Source organism: Methylobacterium gnaphalii (assembly GCF_007992215.1).
In the GTDB taxonomy this organism is placed as follows: Bacteria; Pseudomonadota; Alphaproteobacteria; order Rhizobiales; family Beijerinckiaceae; genus Methylobacterium; species Methylobacterium gnaphalii.
In genome coordinates this window covers 93,592-111,875 of the sequence record NZ_BJZV01000012.1, presented here as the reverse complement: position 1 = coordinate 111,875, position 18,284 = coordinate 93,592, and the positions used below count along the sequence as shown (strand labels likewise).

At 65.6% G+C, this 18,284-nt stretch carries 18 protein-coding genes; 16 read left to right on the top strand and 2 right to left on the bottom strand.

Annotated features, from left to right (window positions below):
- Positions 1 to 204: 204 nt before the first annotated feature.
- From lpxC to MGN01_RS12085, 4 genes are all read left to right on the top strand, one after another.
- Positions 205 to 1,152 (top strand): UDP-3-O-acyl-N-acetylglucosamine deacetylase, encoded by a 948-nt coding sequence (lpxC, locus tag MGN01_RS12100; RefSeq protein WP_147046870.1) that lies wholly within the window; start codon positions 205 to 207, stop codon positions 1,150 to 1,152.
- Between the two features lie 192 nt (positions 1,153 to 1,344).
- Complete coding sequence (locus MGN01_RS12095; RefSeq protein WP_147046869.1) at positions 1,345 to 2,241, top strand: outer membrane protein assembly factor BamD; 897 nt, start codon at positions 1,345 to 1,347, stop codon at positions 2,239 to 2,241.
- Between the two features lie 134 nt (positions 2,242 to 2,375).
- The gene (gene recN, locus MGN01_RS12090) at positions 2,376 to 4,049 is read left to right on the top strand and encodes a DNA repair protein RecN (RefSeq protein WP_147046868.1); all 1,674 of its coding nucleotides are present in this window, start codon (positions 2,376 to 2,378) and stop codon (positions 4,047 to 4,049) included.
- 130 nt (positions 4,050 to 4,179) lie between these two features.
- Positions 4,180 to 4,386, top strand: a complete 207-nt coding sequence (locus MGN01_RS12085) for a hypothetical protein (RefSeq protein WP_147046867.1) — start codon at positions 4,180 to 4,182, stop codon at positions 4,384 to 4,386.
- 9 nt (positions 4,387 to 4,395) lie between these two features.
- Here the strand turns inward: MGN01_RS12085 and MGN01_RS12080 are convergent, their stop codons facing one another.
- A complete protein-coding gene (locus MGN01_RS12080; protein ID WP_238257962.1) occupies positions 4,396 to 4,683 on the bottom strand; it encodes a hypothetical protein in 288 nt (95 codons plus the stop codon).
- Between the two features lie 309 nt (positions 4,684 to 4,992).
- On the opposite strand from MGN01_RS12080, the gene pstS reads away from it, so the two are divergent.
- The 6 genes from pstS to phoB all read left to right on the top strand — a co-directional run bounded on the left by pstS (position 4,993) and on the right by phoB (position 10,551).
- Positions 4,993 to 6,027, top strand: a complete 1,035-nt coding sequence (pstS, locus tag MGN01_RS12075; protein ID WP_147046866.1) for a phosphate ABC transporter substrate-binding protein PstS — start codon at positions 4,993 to 4,995, stop codon at positions 6,025 to 6,027.
- A gap of 276 nt (positions 6,028 to 6,303) precedes the next feature.
- Entirely contained in the window at positions 6,304 to 7,278 is a 975-nt protein-coding gene (pstC, locus tag MGN01_RS12070; RefSeq protein WP_147046865.1) for a phosphate ABC transporter permease subunit PstC, read from the top strand.
- A gap of 19 nt (positions 7,279 to 7,297) precedes the next feature.
- Entirely contained in the window at positions 7,298 to 8,203 is a 906-nt protein-coding gene (gene pstA, locus MGN01_RS12065) for a phosphate ABC transporter permease PstA (protein WP_147046864.1), read from the top strand.
- Between the two features lie 56 nt (positions 8,204 to 8,259).
- Entirely contained in the window at positions 8,260 to 9,057 is a 798-nt protein-coding gene (gene pstB, locus MGN01_RS12060) for a phosphate ABC transporter ATP-binding protein PstB (RefSeq protein ID WP_373319182.1), read from the top strand.
- 44 nt (positions 9,058 to 9,101) lie between these two features.
- A complete protein-coding gene (gene phoU, locus MGN01_RS12055) occupies positions 9,102 to 9,815 on the top strand; it encodes a phosphate signaling complex protein PhoU (RefSeq protein ID WP_147046862.1) in 714 nt (237 codons plus the stop codon).
- Between the two features lie 37 nt (positions 9,816 to 9,852).
- Positions 9,853 to 10,551, top strand: coding sequence for a phosphate regulon transcriptional regulator PhoB (gene phoB / locus MGN01_RS12050; RefSeq protein WP_147046861.1), 699 nt, complete (start codon positions 9,853 to 9,855; stop codon positions 10,549 to 10,551).
- Positions 10,552 to 10,673: 122 nt separating this feature from the next.
- On the opposite strand, the gene MGN01_RS12045 is transcribed toward phoB, so the two are convergent.
- Positions 10,674 to 11,213, bottom strand: coding sequence for a GcrA family cell cycle regulator (locus MGN01_RS12045; protein ID WP_147046914.1), 540 nt, complete (start codon positions 11,211 to 11,213; stop codon positions 10,674 to 10,676).
- A 569-nt stretch (positions 11,214 to 11,782) separates the two neighbouring features.
- On the opposite strand from MGN01_RS12045, the gene MGN01_RS12040 reads away from it, so the two are divergent.
- The 6 genes from MGN01_RS12040 to MGN01_RS12015 all read left to right on the top strand — a co-directional run bounded on the left by MGN01_RS12040 (position 11,783) and on the right by MGN01_RS12015 (position 18,266).
- On the top strand, positions 11,783 to 12,658 hold the full coding sequence (locus MGN01_RS12040; protein WP_147046860.1) for a cell envelope integrity EipB family protein: 876 nt from the start codon (positions 11,783 to 11,785) through the stop codon (positions 12,656 to 12,658).
- Between the two features lie 105 nt (positions 12,659 to 12,763).
- Entirely contained in the window at positions 12,764 to 13,099 is a 336-nt protein-coding gene (locus tag MGN01_RS12035) for a hypothetical protein (protein ID WP_147046859.1), read from the top strand.
- Between the two features lie 192 nt (positions 13,100 to 13,291).
- Positions 13,292 to 14,236 (top strand): DHH family phosphoesterase, encoded by a 945-nt coding sequence (locus MGN01_RS12030; protein WP_147046858.1) that lies wholly within the window; start codon positions 13,292 to 13,294, stop codon positions 14,234 to 14,236.
- A 140-nt stretch (positions 14,237 to 14,376) separates the two neighbouring features.
- Positions 14,377 to 14,853: a VOC family protein gene (locus MGN01_RS12025; RefSeq protein ID WP_147046857.1), complete on the top strand. Its 477-nt coding sequence runs from the start codon at positions 14,377 to 14,379 to the stop codon at positions 14,851 to 14,853.
- A 176-nt stretch (positions 14,854 to 15,029) separates the two neighbouring features.
- Positions 15,030 to 17,297: a putative bifunctional diguanylate cyclase/phosphodiesterase gene (locus MGN01_RS12020; RefSeq protein WP_147046856.1), complete on the top strand. Its 2,268-nt coding sequence runs from the start codon at positions 15,030 to 15,032 to the stop codon at positions 17,295 to 17,297.
- Between the two features lie 171 nt (positions 17,298 to 17,468).
- A complete protein-coding gene (locus MGN01_RS12015; protein WP_147046855.1) occupies positions 17,469 to 18,266 on the top strand; it encodes a cobalt-precorrin-6A reductase in 798 nt (265 codons plus the stop codon).
- Positions 18,267 to 18,284 lie beyond the last annotated feature (18 nt).

The window sequence follows — 18,284 nt, the reverse complement described above, 5'->3', positions numbered from 1 at the left end:
GCGGAACCGTGGCTGTAACAGAACGTAAGAAACCGTGATTTGGCCGGCCTGTGCAGCGCAGCTATAAATTTCCCCGGAACGAAAAGGCGCGACGGTTTTCGGACGGTCAGCGCTCGCAGGGGCTTCAAGCAGCGGACGGACTGAGTAGGCGCCATGCTCTCATGCGAGGGTGTGCGTGCCGGGTCCTGGCCGAGGGCTAAGGGAATGCGGACGAACCAACAAACGACGCTGAAAGCGTCCATCTCCTTGAGCGGTATCGGCGTCCATTCGGGCAACCCGGTCGAGATCACGCTCCATCCGGCTCCCGCGAATGACGGGATCTGCTTCCTCCGAACCGGAATGCCCAACGGCAACGACCGGCTCATCAAGGCTCATCACGCCTGCGTCTCCGCCACCGAACTCTGCACTGTGATCGGCGACGTCGAGAGCGGCGCGGTCGCCACCATCGAGCATCTGATGTCGGCCCTGTTCGGCCTCGGCATCGACAACTGCCTCGTCGAGATCGACGGCCCCGAGATGCCGATCCTCGACGGAAGCGCGCTTCCCTTCGTACGGGCTATCGATACCGTAGGCATCGCAGCCTGCGCCGCCCCGAAGCGCTGGATCAAGGTTCTCCGCCTCGTCCGCATCGAGGCCGGCCGCGCCTTCGCCGAGCTTCGGCCGATCGACCGTGGCTTCCGCCTCGACGTCGAGATCGATTTCGAGAGCCCCGTCATCGGCCGCAGCCGCAAGGCCATGGATCTCAGCCCGGCAGCCTACCGCCGTGAGATCGCCGGTGCCCGCACCTTCGGCATGATGAAGGACGTCGAGCGCTACTGGAAAGCCGGCTTTGCTCTCGGCGCCTCGCTCGAGAACACCGTCGCCGTGGGTGACACCGACGTGGTGAACCCCGAGGGTCTCCGCTTCGCAGACGAGTTCGTCCGCCACAAGATTCTCGATGCCGTCGGCGATCTGGCGCTGGCCGGCCTGCCGATCCAGGGCGCCTACCGCTCCTATTGCGGCGGTCACCGCATGAATGTCGGCGTCCTGTCGGCTCTGTTCGCGGACCGCGCCAATTACCGCATCGTTGAGGCCCAGAACACGCGCCGCGAGGCTTCCCTGGTGGAGCTCGGTGCCGGCCTCGGCATCGCCGCCTTCGCGGCCGATCTGTAACCTTCGCGACACATGTGGCAGCGACCGGGTATGTTGCCCCCTGGCGCCGCACCACTGCCGTTTTCACGCCCGAATCTGAAGCCACGGTTCACCGAACGTTAGGAGATGCGGTTTTCACCGCCCTCCGCAACGAGACGGTTTGAGGGACGCCGCCCGCCGCAGAGGCCGCGCCCGTACAAGGACGTGATAGGGATGCCTCTGACCTTCGCCAAGAAAGCCGCTGGCTCCGCTGCTCTCGCAGCCGTGCTCGTGTCGCTCAGCGCGTCTCCGGGCCTCTGCGCCTGGTACGACTCGCTGGACCCGAGCCAGTGGTTCGCTGAGAAGTACAAGCCGGAGGTCCAGCCGGACATCCCGGCCGACAAGCTCTACAGCGATGGCCTCGCCAACCTCGAAGATCGCAATTTCGAGATCGCGACGCAGAAGTTCGAGGATCTCGACAAGCGTTATCCGTCGACGGATTGGTCGCGCAAGGCGATCCTGATGACGGCCTACGCGAACTACGAGGGCCAGAAATACGACGACGCGATCAACGCCTCGAAGCGCTACCTGCAGCGCCATCCGGCCACCAAGGATGCGGCCTACGCGCAGTATCTGATGGCGATGTCGCAGTACAAGCAGATCCCGGACGTCACGCGCGACCAGGACCGCTCCGAGAAGGCGCTCATCGCCCTGACCGAGCTGGTCCAGAAGTATCCGACCTCGGAATACGCTGCCGACGCCAAGGCCAAGATTCAGATCACCCGCGACCAGCTCGCCGGCAAGGAAATGGAAGTCGGCCGCTTCTACCTGGAGCGCCGCAACTTCCCGGCCGCGATCAACCGCTTCCGCGACGTGGTCTCGAAGTACCAGACGACCCGGCACGCCGAAGAGGCGCTGGAGCGGCTGGCCGAGGCCTACATGGCGCTCGGCATCACCAGCGAGGCGCAGACCGCCGCCGCCGTGCTCGGCCACAACTACCCGGACAGCCAGTGGTACAAGGACGCGTACGCGCTCCTTCAGAATGGCGGCCTGCAGCCGCGCGAGGAGAAGTCCTCGTGGCTCTCCAAGATCTATCGCGGCGTGATCGGCCGCACGGCCGCTGCCGAATAAGCGGCGGGTCTCGCGAAATCGGAGAGGGTGGGAGCGGCGACGCTTCCACCCTTTCTCATTTTGGGCGTGAGTTCCGTGTTGGTTCCGCCTAAACAGCAGCAATTATCCCTCACAGCCAAGGCACGCCGCGCGGCATGCTGGTCCAGCTCGCGATCCGCGACATCGTTCTCATCGATAAGCTCACGCTGAATTTCACCGAGGGACTGAGCGTCCTCACGGGCGAGACGGGCGCGGGGAAGTCGATCCTGCTCGACGCCTTCGCCCTGGCCCTCGGCGGCCGCGGCGATGGCGGGCTCGTGCGCCATGGCGAGGCCCAGGGTGCGGTCACGGCGGTGTTCGACGCCCCCATGGACCATCCTGCGCGACGGATCGCCCAGGAAGCCGAGATCGATACCGAAGGCGACCTGATCCTGCGCCGCACGCAATTCGCGGATGGCCGCACCCGCGCCTTCGTCAACGACCAGCCGGTCGGCGTGCAGGTGCTGCGCGCCATCGGCGCAGCCCTCGTCGAGATCCATGGCCAGCACGACGACCGCGCGCTTGCCGACCCGGCGACCCACCGCGCCATCCTCGACGCCTTCGGCGGGTTGCAGAAGCCGCTAGCCGCGACCGGTCAGGCCGCCAAGCGCGTTCGCGCCGCCCGCGAGAAGCTTACGGAACATCGTGCCCGCGTCGATGCCGCGCGCAAGGAGGCAGACTTCCTGCGCCACGCCGTCGACGAACTCGCGGCTCTCGATCCGCAGGATGGCGAGGAGGCCTCGCTCGCCGAGCGCCGCACCGTGATGCAGCAGGGGGAGAAGGTCGCCCGCGAGCTGAACGAGGCGGTCGAAGCGGTAGGCGGCCCGAACTCCGCCGTGCCTCATCTCTCGGCGGCCGTACGCAAGCTCGAACGCCGCGCGGCCCAGGCCCCGGCCCTTGTCGAACCCTGCGTCGCGGCACTCGATGCCGTACTCACAGCCCTCGACGAGGCCCGCGCCGTTCTCGACGCGGCGATCCTCGAGGCGGAGTTCGATCCGCGCGAATTGGAGCGGGTCGAGGAGCGACTGTTCGCGCTGCGCGCCGCCTCACGGAAATACGACGTTCCGGCGGACGAGCTGGCGCGCCTGCGCGAGCGCTATGTGTCGGACGTCGCGGCAATCGACGCCGGCGAGCAGGCGCTTGGCGGCTTGGAGCGCGACCTCGACGAGGCCGAGGCGGCTTACGCAAAGGCCGCCAAGAATCTCAGTGACGGCCGCATCCGCGCCGCGAAGGCCCTCGATGGCGCCGTGAAGGCCGAGCTGCCACCGCTGAAGCTGGAGCGTGCCCGCTTCGTCACGCAGATCGTCACCGACCCAATTTCACGCGATGCCGCCGGCATCGATCGCGTCGAGTTCCACGCGCAGACCAATCCCGGCACCAAGCCCGGCCCGATGATGAAAGTCGCCTCGGGCGGCGAGCTCTCGCGCTTCATGCTGGCGCTGAAGGTGGTGCTCGCCGATAAGGGGTCGGCCCCAACCCTGATTTTCGACGAGATCGATACCGGCGTCGGTGGTGCCGTGGCCGATGCCATCGGCCAGCGCTTGGCCCGTCTCTCCGACCAGGTGCAGGTGGTGTCGGTCACCCATGCCCCGCAGGTCGCGGCACGTGCCAGCACCCATTTCCTGATCGCCAAGGATGCCGTGCGCGGCGCAAACCGCGTCGCCACCCGCGTCGCTTCATTGGCGAGCGAGGCAAGGCGCGAGGAGATCGCCCGTATGCTGGCCGGCGCGACGGTCACCGACGAGGCGCGTGCGGCCGCCGCCCGGTTGCTGCAGACAGCCGAGATCTGAACTGATTTCCCGTCGAAACCGAACCTTAACCATAAAACTTTGTTAACTATGTTCCGCGACCTTGATCCAGGACGAGTTTAGTCACGCGGGCCATCACCGCGCCGTCGGGAAGAAACAAGGTCACGGGTTCATGGCACAGGTTGCGCTGCAGACTGACGCCGGCATCACCGAACAGAAGCATCCCGCTCTCTGCGGAGAGGCGCGGGAGCGCCTCGGCGTCGCGCTGCGCGCCGTCTATGAGGGTGCCGTCGAGACCCAACCAATCCCCGATACACAAGTCGACCTGCTGCTTCGCCTGCGTCACAAGGAGCGGGACCGGCAGCGTTCAGCCGCCTGAGCCGGCCGGCTACCAGCGTCGGGCGCCGGGCTGCCGCTTGTACTCGGCAGCACGAATCAAGGTCATGACCCGGTCGAGATCCTTCAGCAGCGATGCTTCCTGCTGGCGCGCCTGCTGGATCTCGCCGTCATCGGTACCGTAGCGCTGCCGCTGCTGGGCCAGGGTCAATTCGCGCTCGATCATCTCCCGCTCGTTGTGAAGCGCGAGAAATGCCGCATCCTGCGGCTCGAGCCGCGGCGCGGACTTGCTCGGCGGAGGCGGATTTTCCGCCACGTCTGCCTTCTCCGATTCCCGCATCCAATGCACCGCTTCCTGCCCGGGGGTCGAGCCGGTCATCGACGCCAACGAGCCTGACCACTCTCAACGCATGGGTATGCAGACGGGTTCGGATCTTCCGTAACGCTGCGCACAAAGAGGCTTTTTCAAGCGCGTTCTTCGCGCGCTCACGAACGGACACCCCTGATGTCATCCAGCTGTCATGTCGCCGTCATATGGCGGGCAGCGTCGAGAGACGGAGGCCGCTCCCGCAAAACAGGGCTCGAGCATCCGCTGGCGAGAGTTCGGCGAGAACGCCGCGGCCCTTCGCCGACATGACACGGAGAAGCAATGAAACCCCTCGCATTCGCGCTGTCCCTCGGTCTCGCAACCGTCCAGCTCGTCTCCTCGGCTCTCGCTGCCGACATCACGGGCGCCGGCGCCACCTTCCCCTTCCCGGTCTATTCGAAGTGGGCGGAAGCCTACCGCAAGGAGACCGGAAACGGCCTGAACTACCAGTCGATCGGTTCCGGCGGTGGTATCAAGCAGATCCAGGCCAGGACTGTTGATTTCGGCGCGACCGACGCACCGCTCAAGGGTGAGCAGCTCGCCAAGGATGGCCTCCTACAGTTCCCGACCGTCATGGGCGGCGTGGTGACCGTGGTGAACATCGCCGGTCTCGAGCCGGGCAAGCTCAAGCTCACCGGTGAGATCATCGCTGACATCTACGCGGGCAAGATCTCGAAGTGGTCGGACCCCAAGATCGCCAAACTCAACGAGGGGCTGAAGCTTCCCGAGGCGAATATTACGCCGGTCTACCGCTCGGATGCCTCCGGCACGACGAACATCTTCACCACCTACCTGTCGTCAGTCTCGGAAGGCTGGAAGAAGGAGTTCGGTGCTGCGACGACGATCTCCTGGCCGGCCGGTCAGGGCGGCAAGGGTAACGAGGGCGTCACCGCCAACGTCAAGCAGATCCCCAACTCGATCGGCTACGTCGAGTCCGCCTACGCCAAGCAGAACAAGCTCGCCTACGCCCTGATCCAGAACAAGGCTGGCAAGTACCCCACGCCTGACGACAAGGCCTTTCAGGCCGCTGCTGCCAGCGCCGACTGGAAGGCCGCTCCGGGCTTCGCCATCTCTCTGACCAACCAGGCCGGCGACGAGGCTTGGCCGATCACTGCCGCGACCTTCATCCTGGTCCACAAGGAGGCCGCCGACGCCGCCAAGACCGGCGACGTGCTCAAGTTCTTCGACTGGGCCTACAAGAACGGCGGCAAGCTCGCCTCCGATCTCGACTACGTGCCGCTCCCGGCCAACGTCGTCGGCCTGATCCACGAAGAGTGGAAGACCATTACGTCCAAGGACGGCAAGCCCGTTCTGTAAGGTCGTCAAACGTCGAGCCCACCCGGCCGAAGTCGGGCCTACCTGGCTTCGGCACCTCGGTGAAGATCTCGGGCGAGCCTGAGATCTGAAGGAAAAGGGTACTTGCGAAGAAGGCGCGAGAGGGCGCGGCTCAGGATAGTCCTGACAGGTCCCTCCCTCTCCCGACCGCGCCGATGCCAGGGCCACCGTTTCCCGCAGGGGGAGAGGGAAATCCGGCCCGCACTCGCATCACGAATTCGCCCGCGCTAGACGCCCCTTACCCGAGAGCATCAGCGGATGACCGCTTTGACCGAACAGATCGCCCTGGCCAGCGAGACCCGTGTGAGCCGCACCGCACCGAGCAGGGGCCTCGACCGCGTTTTCCAGTTGGCGGCCGTGGGTTCCGCGCTTCTGGTGCTGCTGGTGCTCGCTGGCATCCTCGGCTCGATCATCCACGGCGGTTGGCCAGCCTTCCGTGAGTTCGGCTTCGGCTTCATCACCTCGAGCGCCTGGAATGTCGGCACCGAGCAATACGGCGCTCTCGTCGCCGTCCTCGGCACCCTGGCCTCGGCCGTCATCGCCCTTCTCATCGGCGTGCCGATCTCGCTCGGCATCGCCGTCTACCTGACGCAGCTCTGTCCCGGCTGGGCCCGCAAGCCGGTTGCCATGACCATCGAGCTGCTCGCCTCGGTGCCGAGCATCATCTACGGCATGTGGGGCCTGTTCATCTTCGCGCCGCTGTTCTCGCGCTTCGTGCAGATCCCGGTCTCGAACCTGGTCGAGGGCCTGCCGGTCGTCGGCACCATCCTCTACGCCCGCGTGCCATCGGGCGTCGGCGTGCTCACCGCCGGCATCATCTTGGCAATCATGATCGTGCCGTTCGTGGCCTCGATCACCCGCGACATGCTAGACCAGATCCCGACCGTGCTGCGCGAGAGTGCCTACGGCATCGGCTGCACCACCTGGGAGGTCGTGCGCCATGTGCTCGTGCCGCAAGCCTCGGTCTCGATCATCGGCGCGATCATGCTCGGCCTCGGCCGCGCACTGGGCGAGACCATGGCGGTGACCTTCGTGGTCGGCAATGCCAACCGCCTCTCGGCCTCGATCTTCGACCCGAGCTCGACCATCGCCTCGCGCATCGCCAACGAGTTCAACGAGGCCGATGGCATGCAGCTCAACGCGCTGATGGCGCTCGGCTGCCTGCTCTTCGTCATCACCTTCATCGTCCTGATCATTGCGCGGCTGCTGACGCGCCGTGCCAAGGTCGCCTGAGCGACAGGAGTCTCGACCGATGGACGCCCAGAACCCCCTCCTTGCCCCGGCACCGGCCGGCGCGCCATCGCTCCGCGCCAACCGCGTCCGCCCCGGCCGCCGCGTGGCCGACAAGATCCTGATCACAGCGAGCACCCTGGCGACGCTGCTCGGCATCGTCGTGCTCGGCTCGATCCTGCTCATGCTCATCGTCGAGGGCGTGAAGGGCTTCTCGCCCCTGCTGTTCACCCATCCGACGCCTGGACCTGGCTCGGAAGGCGGCGGTATCGCCAACGCTATCGTCGGCAGCATGGTGCTGACTTTCCTCGGCATCGTGATCGCGACACCCGTTGGTGTGATGGCGGGCACCTTTCTCGCCGAGTATGGCCGCGGCTCGCGGCTCGCGGACCTGATCCGCTTCCTCAACGACATCCTGCTCTCGGCGCCGTCGATCCTGATCGGCCTGTTCGTCTACACCCTGATGGTGCGGCCGATGGGGACCTATTCGGGATGGGCCGGCGGCGTGGCGCTCGCCATCATCGCAACCCCTGTCATCGTGCGCACCACCGAGGACATGCTGCGTCTCGTCCCGAGCCAGATGCGCGAGGCTGGTGCCGCGCTCGGCGCTCCGCCTTCCTACGTCATCAAGACAATCACCTGGCGGGCCGCTTCGGCCGGCATCGTCACCGGCATCATCCTGGCGCTCGCCCGCATCGCCGGCGAGACGGCGCCGCTGCTCTTCACGGCGCTGAACAACAACAACTGGTTCAATGCCAACCTGCTCGGCGGCATCCCGAACCTGCCGGTGATGATCTATCAGTTCGCGCTCTCGCCCTACGGCAACTGGCAGAGCCTGGCCTGGGCCGGCGCACTGCTGATCACCATTGCCATCCTGGCGCTCTCGGTCGTCGCGCGCCTCGTCATCAAGGATCAGCGGGCGCGCTGAGCCCGTCCGCCCTGCAGCCCGCCAAGGACTCCGATATCATGAGCCCGACCAATACGATGAGCAGCCAGCTCGCAGGCCGTAACCCGGCCGACGAGACTGCGCCCGTCCGCATCGCGGTCAAGGATCTGAACTTCTATTACGGCCAGTTCCACGGCCTTAAGAACGTCAACCTGAACTTCCACGATCGTCAGGTTACGGCGCTGATCGGGCCGTCGGGCTGCGGCAAGTCTACTCTGCTGCGCACCTTCAACCGGATCTACTCGCTCTATCCGGAGCAGCGCGCTACCGGCCAGATCCTGCTCGACGGCCAGAATGTGCTGGATCCGAAGGTGGACCTCAACGAGCTGCGTGCCCGCGTCGGCATGGTCTTCCAGAAGCCCACGCCTTTCCCGATGTCGATCTACGACAACGTGGCCTTCGGCCTGCGCCTCTACGAGCGTCTGCCGAAGTCCGAGCTCGACGGCCGCGTCGAGGACGCCCTGCGCAAGTCGGCGCTGTGGGACGAGGTGAAGGACAAGCTCAAGCAGCCCGGCACCGGCCTCTCCGGCGGCCAGCAGCAGCGCCTCTGTATCGCCCGCTCGGTCGCCCAGCGCCCCGAGGTCATCCTTTTCGACGAGCCGACCTCGGCCCTCGACCCGATCTCCACCAGCCGGATCGAGGAGCTGATCGAGCAGCTGCGCAGCGAGTTCACCATCGTCATCGTCACGCACAACATGCAGCAGGCCGCCCGCATCTCGCAGTTCACCGCCTTCATGTATCTCGGCGAGCTGATCGAGTTCGCGCCGACGACGAAGATGTTCATGAACCCCGAGAAACGTCAGACGCAGGACTACATCACCGGCCGCTTCGGCTGAGCCTGTCGCTTCCTCATCGAACTGGCCCGCGCCGGAGCCCGTACATGTCCGAACACATCGTCTCTTCCTACGACCAGGATCTCGAGGACCTTCGCCGTCAGATCGCCGAGATGGGCGGCGTGGCCGAGAAGATGATGGCCGACGCCACTGTCGCGCTGGTCCGCCGCGATACGGGGTTGGCCGAGAAGGTCATCGCCTCCGACAAGCGCCTCGACGTGCTGCAGCGTGAGATCGAGGAGCGCTCGGTGCTGCTCATCGCCCGTCGGCAGCCGCTCGCCATCGACCTGCGCGAGACCATCTCGGGCATCCGCGTCTCGGGCGACCTGGAGCGGATCGGCGATCTGGCCAAGAACATCGCCAAGCGCGTCGTCGCGATCGCCGATCAGACCCAGCCGCAGAAGATCGTGCTAGGAGTCGAGCACATGAGCGACCTGGTGCAGGAGCAGCTCAAGGACGTGCTCGACGCCTATGCCAGCCGCAACCTGGACGCTGCCCACGATGTCTGGGAGCGGGACGGCCAGATCGACGCGCTCTACAACTCGCTGTTTCGCGAGCTGCTCACCTACATGATGGAAGATCCGCGCAACATCTCGTTCTGCACGCACCTTCTGTTCTGCGCCAAGAACGTCGAGCGCATCGGCGATCACACCACCAACATCGCCGAGACGATCCACTACCTCGTCACCGGCGAAACTCTGGCGGGAGAACGCCCGAAGAACGATGCGTCGAACTATGCGACGGTCACGCCGGGTGCGTAACGATTAAAGCCCTCCTCTCTCCGTAGCCGGCCGGCCGATGCACGCCAGAATCCTGATCGTCGAGGACGAGGAATCCCTCACGACGCTGCTCCGTTACAACCTCGAAGCCGAAGGCTTCGAGGTGACCTGCGCCGAGCGCGGCGACGAGGCCGACTTGCTGCTGCGCGAGCAGCTTCCCGACCTGATCCTGCTCGACTGGATGGTGCCGGGCCTGTCCGGGATCGAGCTGTGCCGGCGCATCCGCGCCCGCCGCGAGACCGAGCAGCTTCCGGTCATCATGTTGACCGCACGTGGCGAAGAGGGTGACCGTGTCCGCGGTCTTGCCACCGGCGCCGACGACTACATCGTCAAGCCGTTCTCGGTACCGGAGCTGCTGGCCCGCGTCCGCGCGCTGCTACGCCGAACGAAGCCCGCCCATGTTTCCGGGACGCTCTCGGCCGGCGACATCGAGCTCGACCGGGTCAGCCACCGCATCCGCCGCTCGGGCCGCGAGATCCATCTCGGGCCGACCGAGTTCAAGCTGCTCGAATTCCTCATGCGCAGCCCCGGCCGCGTCTTCTCCCGCGAGCAGCTTCTCGACGGCGTCTGGGGCCATGACGTCTATATCGACGAGCGCACCGTCGACGTGCATGTCGGCCGCCTGCGCAAGGCGATCAACCGGCCCAAGCAGAGCGACCCGATCCGCACCGTGCGCGGCTCCGGCTACTCGTTCGACGAGATGTTTTCGGAGGCGTGAAGCCTCACGTCATCGCGGGCATAGCGAAGCAAGGACGGGTCGATCCAAGAAAAAAGCCGCCGGATCTTCACCCGACGGCCCACGAACCAGCACCGAAGCGCCGGAGCATCCCTCAGAACAAATCAGCGGATGCCGGCGACGCGGCGGTCGCGCTTGCGCTCGGCGGCCGGCTGGTAGGCGATCTGGGCGTGCTGGGTGCAGTAGGGCAGGCCGGTGATGGAGCGGCCGCCGCAGAAGCGGAAATCCGGCGAGGTCGGGTCGCCGAGCGGCCAGCGGCACATCGACTCCCGCAGATCCATGATGGTGACCCGCTCGGATACGGCGAGACCGTTCTGCTCCGGCTTCGCGGCCGGCTGCGTCAGCGGGAAGCTGGGCGCGGGCCGGTGCGAGATCACCGCCGGCGGCTCGGAGATCGTCTGCTCGCTGCCGAGCGCGATGGCGGCCTCCGACTCCGTCTCGATCTTCTTGCGGCCCGTGACCTGCCCAGCGCCGTTCGGCTTGACGCGGCCGGCGAGGCCGAGGCGGTGCACTTTGCCGATGACCGCGTTGCGGGTAACTCCACCGAGCTGCGACGCGATCTGGCTCGCGCTCAGGCCTTCTTCCCACAGGCGGCGAAGCAGCTCGACGCGCTCATCCGTCCAGCTCGGAATCGCTTCCACCATGGCCCCCTCCGATTCAATCGCGCTCATCGATGGCCCGGTGCTCCGCGCAGACGTCGTGGTTGGCGATACGCAACAAGCCCGCCACGCGCGTTCCGGCGACCTGTCGACAGCGTCCGCCGAGCCCCTCTCTGCGGATGGATGAACCCTACAGGAGCGCCCGTTCCCGGCGCAAGCGTCCCGTTCGGCGCGGTGATGGTTTTCACCGTGGAAGCTGGTTACTGCACGTGGAAACAATCAGCACAACAAGCCTTAGAGCGCGTTTTCATGCGTCAAGAGCGTCTGCGCAACGATCCACATCGGAAGTAATGTAGTTTTCGATTTACTCGAAAAAGAGCAGATAGTTCGATCGTGTGCTGCGCTTAGGTGAGAATATCGTCTTCTGTTGCGGAATAGCGCGGGCATCAGGCTCGCAGTTGTGAGCGGATAGTATTTCCGGCAGACACAACGCTGGTTTGTCGAGCGCGTTCAAGCGCCTATGTGAGGCTCGAACGACGGTTCAAGCCGGCCGCAGAATTCCCATGATCCGCCGTTTAACTGATATCACGACCCATTGTCCTCCGGGAGATGTCATGCGCCTTCGCTACGCGACCGCCCTCGTTTTCCTCGCGTCCGCGATGCCCGCCGCCGCCGCACCGGCGCAAGGTACGCCCGCTGCACCGGCCGAGGCGCCGATCCGGCTCGCCAACCATCGCGCCGTGTACGACCTGTCGCTCGCCAAGAGCGAGGGCACCCGCGCGGTCGAGGCGGCTCAGGGGCGCATCGTCATCGATTTCGCGGGCGACGCCTGCAAGGGCTACACGATCCAGACCCGGCAGGTGACGATCCTCTCCTCTGGCGAGTCCGGCGAGCGCATTTCGGACCTGCGTAACACCACTTACGAGACCGGTGACGGCAAGAGCCTGCGCTTCAAGACCGGAGCCGTCCTCAACAACGTGCCGTCCCCCGCAATCGACGGCACCGCCGAGACCTCGGCCGACGGCGTGAAGGTCAAGCTGAAGGAGCCCAAACGCGACCAGTACACGGTCGACGGCACGGTGCTTTTCCCGAGCCACCACATGCTGAGACTGATCGAGGCGGCGCGGAAGGGCGAGACCACCGTCTCCGTGAAGGTGTTCGACGGCTCGGACGACGGCCGTAAGGTCTACGACACCCTCGCGGTGATCGGCCGACCTTCCGCCACGCCTGCCGCCGCCAATGCCGATCGCGACAAGCCGCTGCGGGAGGGCGACATGGCCACGATGCGCCGCTGGCCGGTGACGTTGAGCTACTTCACGCAAGGTGATGGCGAGCGCACCCCGATCTACACGCTGAGCTTCGACCTCTACGAGAACGGCGTCAGCGGAGCGATCCACCTCGACTACGGCGATTTCGCCATCGACGGCACGGTGAGCCGCTTCGACATGGCCAAGGCCGATCCGAAAGCCGAAGGGGAGTGCGGCAAGTAGGCAATTGCAGTGCGGAGCGGTTCTCTACGCACTGGTGAGACATAGGGGAGCAATGTAAGCGCGTCAGTGAGGGGCTGGACGACGTCGACCGAAAGATCCACCGACATGACGCTGCTGAGTTCTGGTGCGCTGGCGCTCGCTGCAGCGCTCATCATCGTCTTGGTCGGCACGATGAGACCGCGGTCTCAGGGAGGCTCCGAGAGGCGCCCCTGCCTATTTCGGCTCGTGCTCCTCGTCACGCTGGCATCCGTCGTGGCGCTCGCGGCGGCTTCGCCGTCTCTCGCGCGCCGCTCGCGAAACGCGCAGGCCACCGCAGCAAATCCCACTCCGGCCAATGCCGGGGAAGCCGTCTGCCGTTCGCGGGCACGCGACTACGCCTACGAAAAGCATGCCGATACGGGCCAGGAACTCGTCTTCTTCGATAAATGCATGGGTCACTGACAAGAGATCCGGTCATGGACCGAGGATGTCGCGCCCTGTGCAGCCTTGAAGGAACCTTGCCCCAATCCTGGGAAGGCGGGGCGCGGTAGTTTCTTTTCGTTTTCCAAGTTTCCAACCCGATCGATCTTCTTACTTCGCCTTAAGACACGCCGGACAAAGTCTTTTCCACGAACGGGAAGGGACCGATCCACCATGTCCAAGCAGACCTACAGGTTGGTGACGCGCAGTGATTTCGATGGGCTCGTATGTGGCATGCTGCTGCGCGAGGCCGGCCTGATCGACGATATCAAGTTCGTTCATCCCAAGGACATGCAGGACGGCATCGTTCCGATCACCGATCGCGACATCATCACGAACCTGCCCTACGTCGCGGGCTGCCACATGGCCTTCGATCACCATTCGAGCGAGGCTAAGCGCGCCTGCGGCGAGACCCGCGCCAACCACGTCATCGACCCGAACGCCCCCTCGGCCGCGCGTGTGGTCTACGATTACTACGGTGGCGCGGCCGCCTTCCCGAAGATCGGCGCTGACCTGATGGCCGCCGTCGACAAGGCGGATTCCGCCCAGTTCAGCCGCGAAGAGATTCTCGACCCGCAAGGTTGGGTCCTCATGAACTTCCTGATGGATTCCCGCACCGGCCTCGGCCGTTTCCGCAGCTTCCGGATCTCGAACTACGAGCTGATGATGCAGCTCATCGAGAATTGCCGCGACCTCACCGTCGACCAGGTTCTCGCGCTCCCGGACGTCCAAGAGCGTGTCGAGATGTACATGGCGCACCGGGATCTCTTCCGCGCCCAGCTCCAGCGTTGCGCCAGGGCACACGGCAAGCTCGTCGTGCTCGATCTGCGCAACGAGGACGTGATCTACGCGGGCAACCGCTTCATGATCTACGCGCTGTTCCCCGACTGCGATATCTCGGCTCACGTGATCTGGGGCGTGAAGCAGCAGAACACCGTCTTCGCGATCGGCAAGTCGATCCTCGACCGGGGATCGCCGGTCGACGTCGGCTCGGTCTGCCTCAGCTACGGCGGCGGCGGTCACAAGGCGGCCGGCACCTGCCAGATCGCCAACGATCAGGCCGAACGGGTGAAGAACGAGCTGATCGCCGTGCTGAACCCGATGATGCAGGCCGCCTGAGCGCGTTTCTCCGACTGCATCGAGAACCGGTCATTCGAAGGCCGCGAGCGGACAGCGCTCGCGGCCTTGCGCTATGATTGCCGGGCGCAAGCAGGCATCCTCGGGTCGGGCCAAGAGACGATTCGAGGGGGGACGCCGCAATGGCGAAGGTCAGCACCTGCCTCTGGTTCGAACGTGACGCCGAGGAAGCAGCCCGCTTCTACACCTCGCTGATCCCGGGCTCCGCCATCGAGCATGTGCAGCGCTCGCCGGGCCCTTGGCCGGCAGGGGAGACCGGCGACGTCATCCTCGTCGTCTTCAACCTCGCCGGGCAGAGCTACCAGGGCCTGAATGGCGGCAACCGGGCCGATTACGGCACGGCCGCCTCGATCTCCGTCACGTGTCAGGATCAGGCCGAGGTCGATCGGCTCTGGGCCGCGCTCACCGCGGATGGCGGATCGGAGATTCAGTGCGGCTGGCTGCGCGATCGCTGGGGCGTGCCGTGGCAGATCGTTCCCGAGATCATGATCCGCCTGCTGGCCGATCCAGACCCGGCCGTCGCCGGCCGCGCCTTCGCTGCGATGACCACCATGGTCAAGCTCGACGTGGCGGCTTTGGAGAGGGCGGCAGCCGGCTGAGCCGGACGGCAGACCCTCTACGAACTGTTCCGGTTGAACTCTTCACGATGCAACGCAACCATCGGGGGGAATCCTCGGCAATTGTGCAGCAATGAAAATCTCAGTTCCAAGATTCGCTGTGTCTGCGCGTCCGATTAAAACCAGTTGTTTCCGGGTCATTCACATGGTTGCCGCTGATGCTCGTCTCCGGAGCTGTCACGACGGGAGCCAACGTCACTCTCATGATGCGCGCGGCATTGGCCAAACGACGACCGCTCAGTTCGGGAAAGAGTTCTGCCGTCCAGGAGATGGAGCAGCTCTACAAGCTGCTGGCCGATAACACGACCGACATCGTCGTCTGGCTGGAACTCGATGTCCGGCGTCGCTTTATCTCACCGGCCGTGAGAACTGTGCTCGGCTACGAGCCCGAGGCGCTCCTCGGCACCCACCCTCTCGACACGGTCCATCCTACCGAGAAGGACGAATTCCGGCGCATCCTCGATGATCTGGTGCAGGGCAAGCACGAGGAGGCCCTGACGGTCCAGCGCTACCGGCACAAGGCCGGACACTGGGTCTGGGTCGAGGCGTCCTTCAAGCTCACGCGCGATTCCTCTGGCCGGCCGACAGGGTATGTCGCCTCCCTGCGCGATATCTCCGCGCGCCGCGCGGCGGAGGAGGCGCTTCGCTTGAGCGAGGAACGCCTGTCGCTGGCGCTCGACAGCGGCAGCGACGGCTTGTGGGACCTCGACCTCACCACCGGGGAGATCGAGCTGTCGAGCCACTGGTTCGACATGCTCGGTTACCGGGCGAACGAGATCGTCCCGCACATCAACACGTGGCACCATCTCGTTCACCCCGAGGACGCCGAGCGTTCGCGCCGGCTGTTCTTGGATCATCTCGCCGGTCTCACGCCCGCCTACGAGTGCGAGTATCGCCTGAGGCGAAAGAGCGGCGGCTATGTCTGGACGCTGGCGCGCGGCAAGGCGGTCGCGCGCGATCAGAACGGGCGGGCGCTGCGCGTCGTCGGCACCCACATCGACATCACGCGCCGCAAGGAAGCCGAGCTGAAGATCGCGCATATGGCGAACCACGACGCGCTGACGGGCTTGCCGAACCGAGCCCTGTTCCGCGAGCGCCTCGACGATGCATTGGCAGCCGCGCGCCGGCAGGGAGGCGGATTCACGATCCTCGCCTGCGACCTCGATCGCTTCAAGACGGTCAACGACAGCCTCGGTCACCCGGCCGGCGACGAACTGCTTCGCATCATCGCGAAGCGTCTGACCTCGGCGGTGCGCGACACCGACACGGTGGCCAGGCTCAGCGGCGACGAGTTCGCGATCATCCTCAGCACGACACGGGATGCAGACTCCGCCAGGGCCACGGCGCGTCGCATCATCGATATCGTGGGTGAGCCGGTCGATCTGTGCGGACACTCCGCCTGCGTCGGGGTCAGCCTGGGGATCGTGCAGGGATGCGGAGTATCGGACGGCGCAGACGGGCTCTTCCGGCAGGCCGACATCGCGCTCTACAGGGCCAAGAAAGCGGGGCGCAACACGTTTTGCTTCTACGATGACGGCATGGGCTCCGACGTTTCGGAGCGAACCCTGCTCGAACTCGACCTGCGCGACGCGGTGATGCGCAGCGAGTTCCTGCTGCACTATCAGCCGATCGTTGATGCGGCGAGCCGAACGGTACGGGCATTCGAGGCGCTGATGCGCTGGACGCACCCTGTACGCGGCACCATCCCTCCAACCGAGTTCATTCCGTTGGCCGAGGAGACCGGGCTGATCGTGGCGCTCGGCAGCTGGGCGCTGCACGAGGCCTGCCGCGAGGCCGCCTCCTGGCCGGGCGACCTACGGGTTGCCGTGAACGTCTCGGCGGTCCAGTTCGCGCGGCCCGGCCTCGAGAAGGTCGTGGGAGATGCTCTCTCGGCATCGGGCCTGCCCGCCCACCGCCTCGAGCTCGAGATCACCGAGAGCGTGCTGATGAGCGATGCAGAGAGCGTCGTGGCCTGCCTGCATCGGCTTCGTGACCTCGGTGTGCGCATCGCCCTCGACGATTTCGGAACCGGATATTCGAGCCTGAGCTATCTGCGCCGTTTCCCCTTCGACAAGATCAAGATCGATCGCAGCTTCATCCGCGACATCAGCGACGGGAATACGGCGGCGATCGTGCGCGCCATCGTCGGCCTCGGCGAGCGAACCGGGGCGACGATCACGGCGGAGGGCGTAGAGACCGCCGAGCAGTTCGAGGGTGTCTGCCGGGAGGGCTGCAACCAGGTGCAGGGCTATCTCTTCAGCGAGCCGCTGCGCGCGTCACGCGTGATGAACTTCGTCGAGGAACTGGCGCTGCGTTCATCGACGCCGAGCTTTGTCTGCGCCAGGTCGACTGCAGCGCGGCCCCCGTCGACCCGGTCGCCGCGAGGCATCGCGGGTGTTTCGGGCGCTCGACGTCCCGCCTCGTAATTGCCCCGACCGGCTGAAACGTCAGCATGGCTGGTCGGTCAGGCCGTCGCCGCGGAACGGCGTCGCGAGCATTTGGCGTCGCCGCGGCAGAGGCAGTGGCGACGATCCGAACGTCTCGGGCTATGTGGTCGAAGGCTGGTAGGGTGCTGCCGCAAAATCAAGGCGTCGAAAATGGAGGCAAGGCAGGGTTTGCCGGTGCTGATCCTGGGCGGCACGAGCGAAGCCTCCGCGTTGCTAAGGATGCTCACCGGAAACATGATGTTCGCGCTGACGCTGTCTCTTGCCGGGCGCACCTCGAAGCCTGCCGTGAGCAGCGTTCCCACACGCATCGGAGGCTTCGGCGGCGCGGAGGGGCTGACGGCCTGGCTGATCGAGCACCGGATCGCCCGCGTGATCGACGCCACACACCCCTTCGCCGCTCGCATTTCGCGAAACGCCGCAACGGCTTGCGCGCAGTCCGGGGTGCCGCTTCTCGCGATCCGTCGCCCCGCCTGGCAGCCCATTGGGGGCGACGACTGGACTGAGGTCGCCGACATGGAGGAAGCCGCCGCCGCCCTCGGCCCCGTACCTCGCCGCGTCGTTCTCACCATAGGCCGTCAGGAACTCGCCGCCTTCGCCCGCGCGCCTCAGCACGACTACCTCGCCCGGACGATCGAACCTGTCGGCGACATTGTCTCTCTGCCAAGGTGGACCGAGGTCTCGGCGCGCGGCCCCTTCACCTTGGACGACGAGATCGCATTCCTGAGAGACGCGAAGGCGGATGTGCTGGTCACCAAAAACTCCGGCGGTGCTGCCACCTCCGCCAAGATCTCCGCAGCGCGCGCACTCGGCATCCCGGTCGTCATCGTGAAGCGACCGGAGATGCCCAACGTGCCCTCAGTGGCCGATGTCAAGGAGGCTTTGCGGTGGCTGGCCGAGCCGCTTCCCTCATCGCACGCACAACAAACCAATCCAGGACCAAATCTCTGACGGCGCAGGTCTATTCTA

Bases quoted from the DNA above. Each gene is read 5' to 3' on its own strand.
- lpxC (WP_147046870.1), top strand. From the start codon at position 205: ATGCGGACGAACCAACAAACGACGCTGAAAGCGTCCATCTCCTTGAGC.
- MGN01_RS12095 (WP_147046869.1), top strand. From the start codon at position 1,345: ATGCCTCTGACCTTCGCCAAGAAAGCCGCTGGCTCCGCTGCTCTCGCA.
- recN (WP_147046868.1), top strand. From the start codon at position 2,376: ATGCTGGTCCAGCTCGCGATCCGCGACATCGTTCTCATCGATAAGCTC.
- MGN01_RS12085 (WP_147046867.1), top strand. From the start codon at position 4,180: ATGGCACAGGTTGCGCTGCAGACTGACGCCGGCATCACCGAACAGAAG.
- MGN01_RS12080 (WP_238257962.1), bottom strand. From the start codon at position 4,683: ATGCGGGAATCGGAGAAGGCAGACGTGGCGGAAAATCCGCCTCCGCCG.
- pstS (WP_147046866.1), top strand. From the start codon at position 4,993: ATGAAACCCCTCGCATTCGCGCTGTCCCTCGGTCTCGCAACCGTCCAG.
- pstC (WP_147046865.1), top strand. From the start codon at position 6,304: ATGACCGCTTTGACCGAACAGATCGCCCTGGCCAGCGAGACCCGTGTG.
- pstA (WP_147046864.1), top strand. From the start codon at position 7,298: ATGGACGCCCAGAACCCCCTCCTTGCCCCGGCACCGGCCGGCGCGCCA.
- pstB (WP_373319182.1), top strand. From the start codon at position 8,260: ATGAGCAGCCAGCTCGCAGGCCGTAACCCGGCCGACGAGACTGCGCCC.
- phoU (WP_147046862.1), top strand. From the start codon at position 9,102: ATGTCCGAACACATCGTCTCTTCCTACGACCAGGATCTCGAGGACCTT.
- phoB (WP_147046861.1), top strand. From the start codon at position 9,853: ATGCACGCCAGAATCCTGATCGTCGAGGACGAGGAATCCCTCACGACG.
- MGN01_RS12045 (WP_147046914.1), bottom strand. From the start codon at position 11,213: ATGGTGGAAGCGATTCCGAGCTGGACGGATGAGCGCGTCGAGCTGCTT.
- MGN01_RS12040 (WP_147046860.1), top strand. From the start codon at position 11,783: ATGCGCCTTCGCTACGCGACCGCCCTCGTTTTCCTCGCGTCCGCGATG.
- MGN01_RS12035 (WP_147046859.1), top strand. From the start codon at position 12,764: ATGACGCTGCTGAGTTCTGGTGCGCTGGCGCTCGCTGCAGCGCTCATC.
- MGN01_RS12030 (WP_147046858.1), top strand. From the start codon at position 13,292: ATGTCCAAGCAGACCTACAGGTTGGTGACGCGCAGTGATTTCGATGGG.
- MGN01_RS12025 (WP_147046857.1), top strand. From the start codon at position 14,377: ATGGCGAAGGTCAGCACCTGCCTCTGGTTCGAACGTGACGCCGAGGAA.
- MGN01_RS12020 (WP_147046856.1), top strand. From the start codon at position 15,030: ATGCTCGTCTCCGGAGCTGTCACGACGGGAGCCAACGTCACTCTCATG.
- MGN01_RS12015 (WP_147046855.1), top strand. From the start codon at position 17,469: ATGGAGGCAAGGCAGGGTTTGCCGGTGCTGATCCTGGGCGGCACGAGC.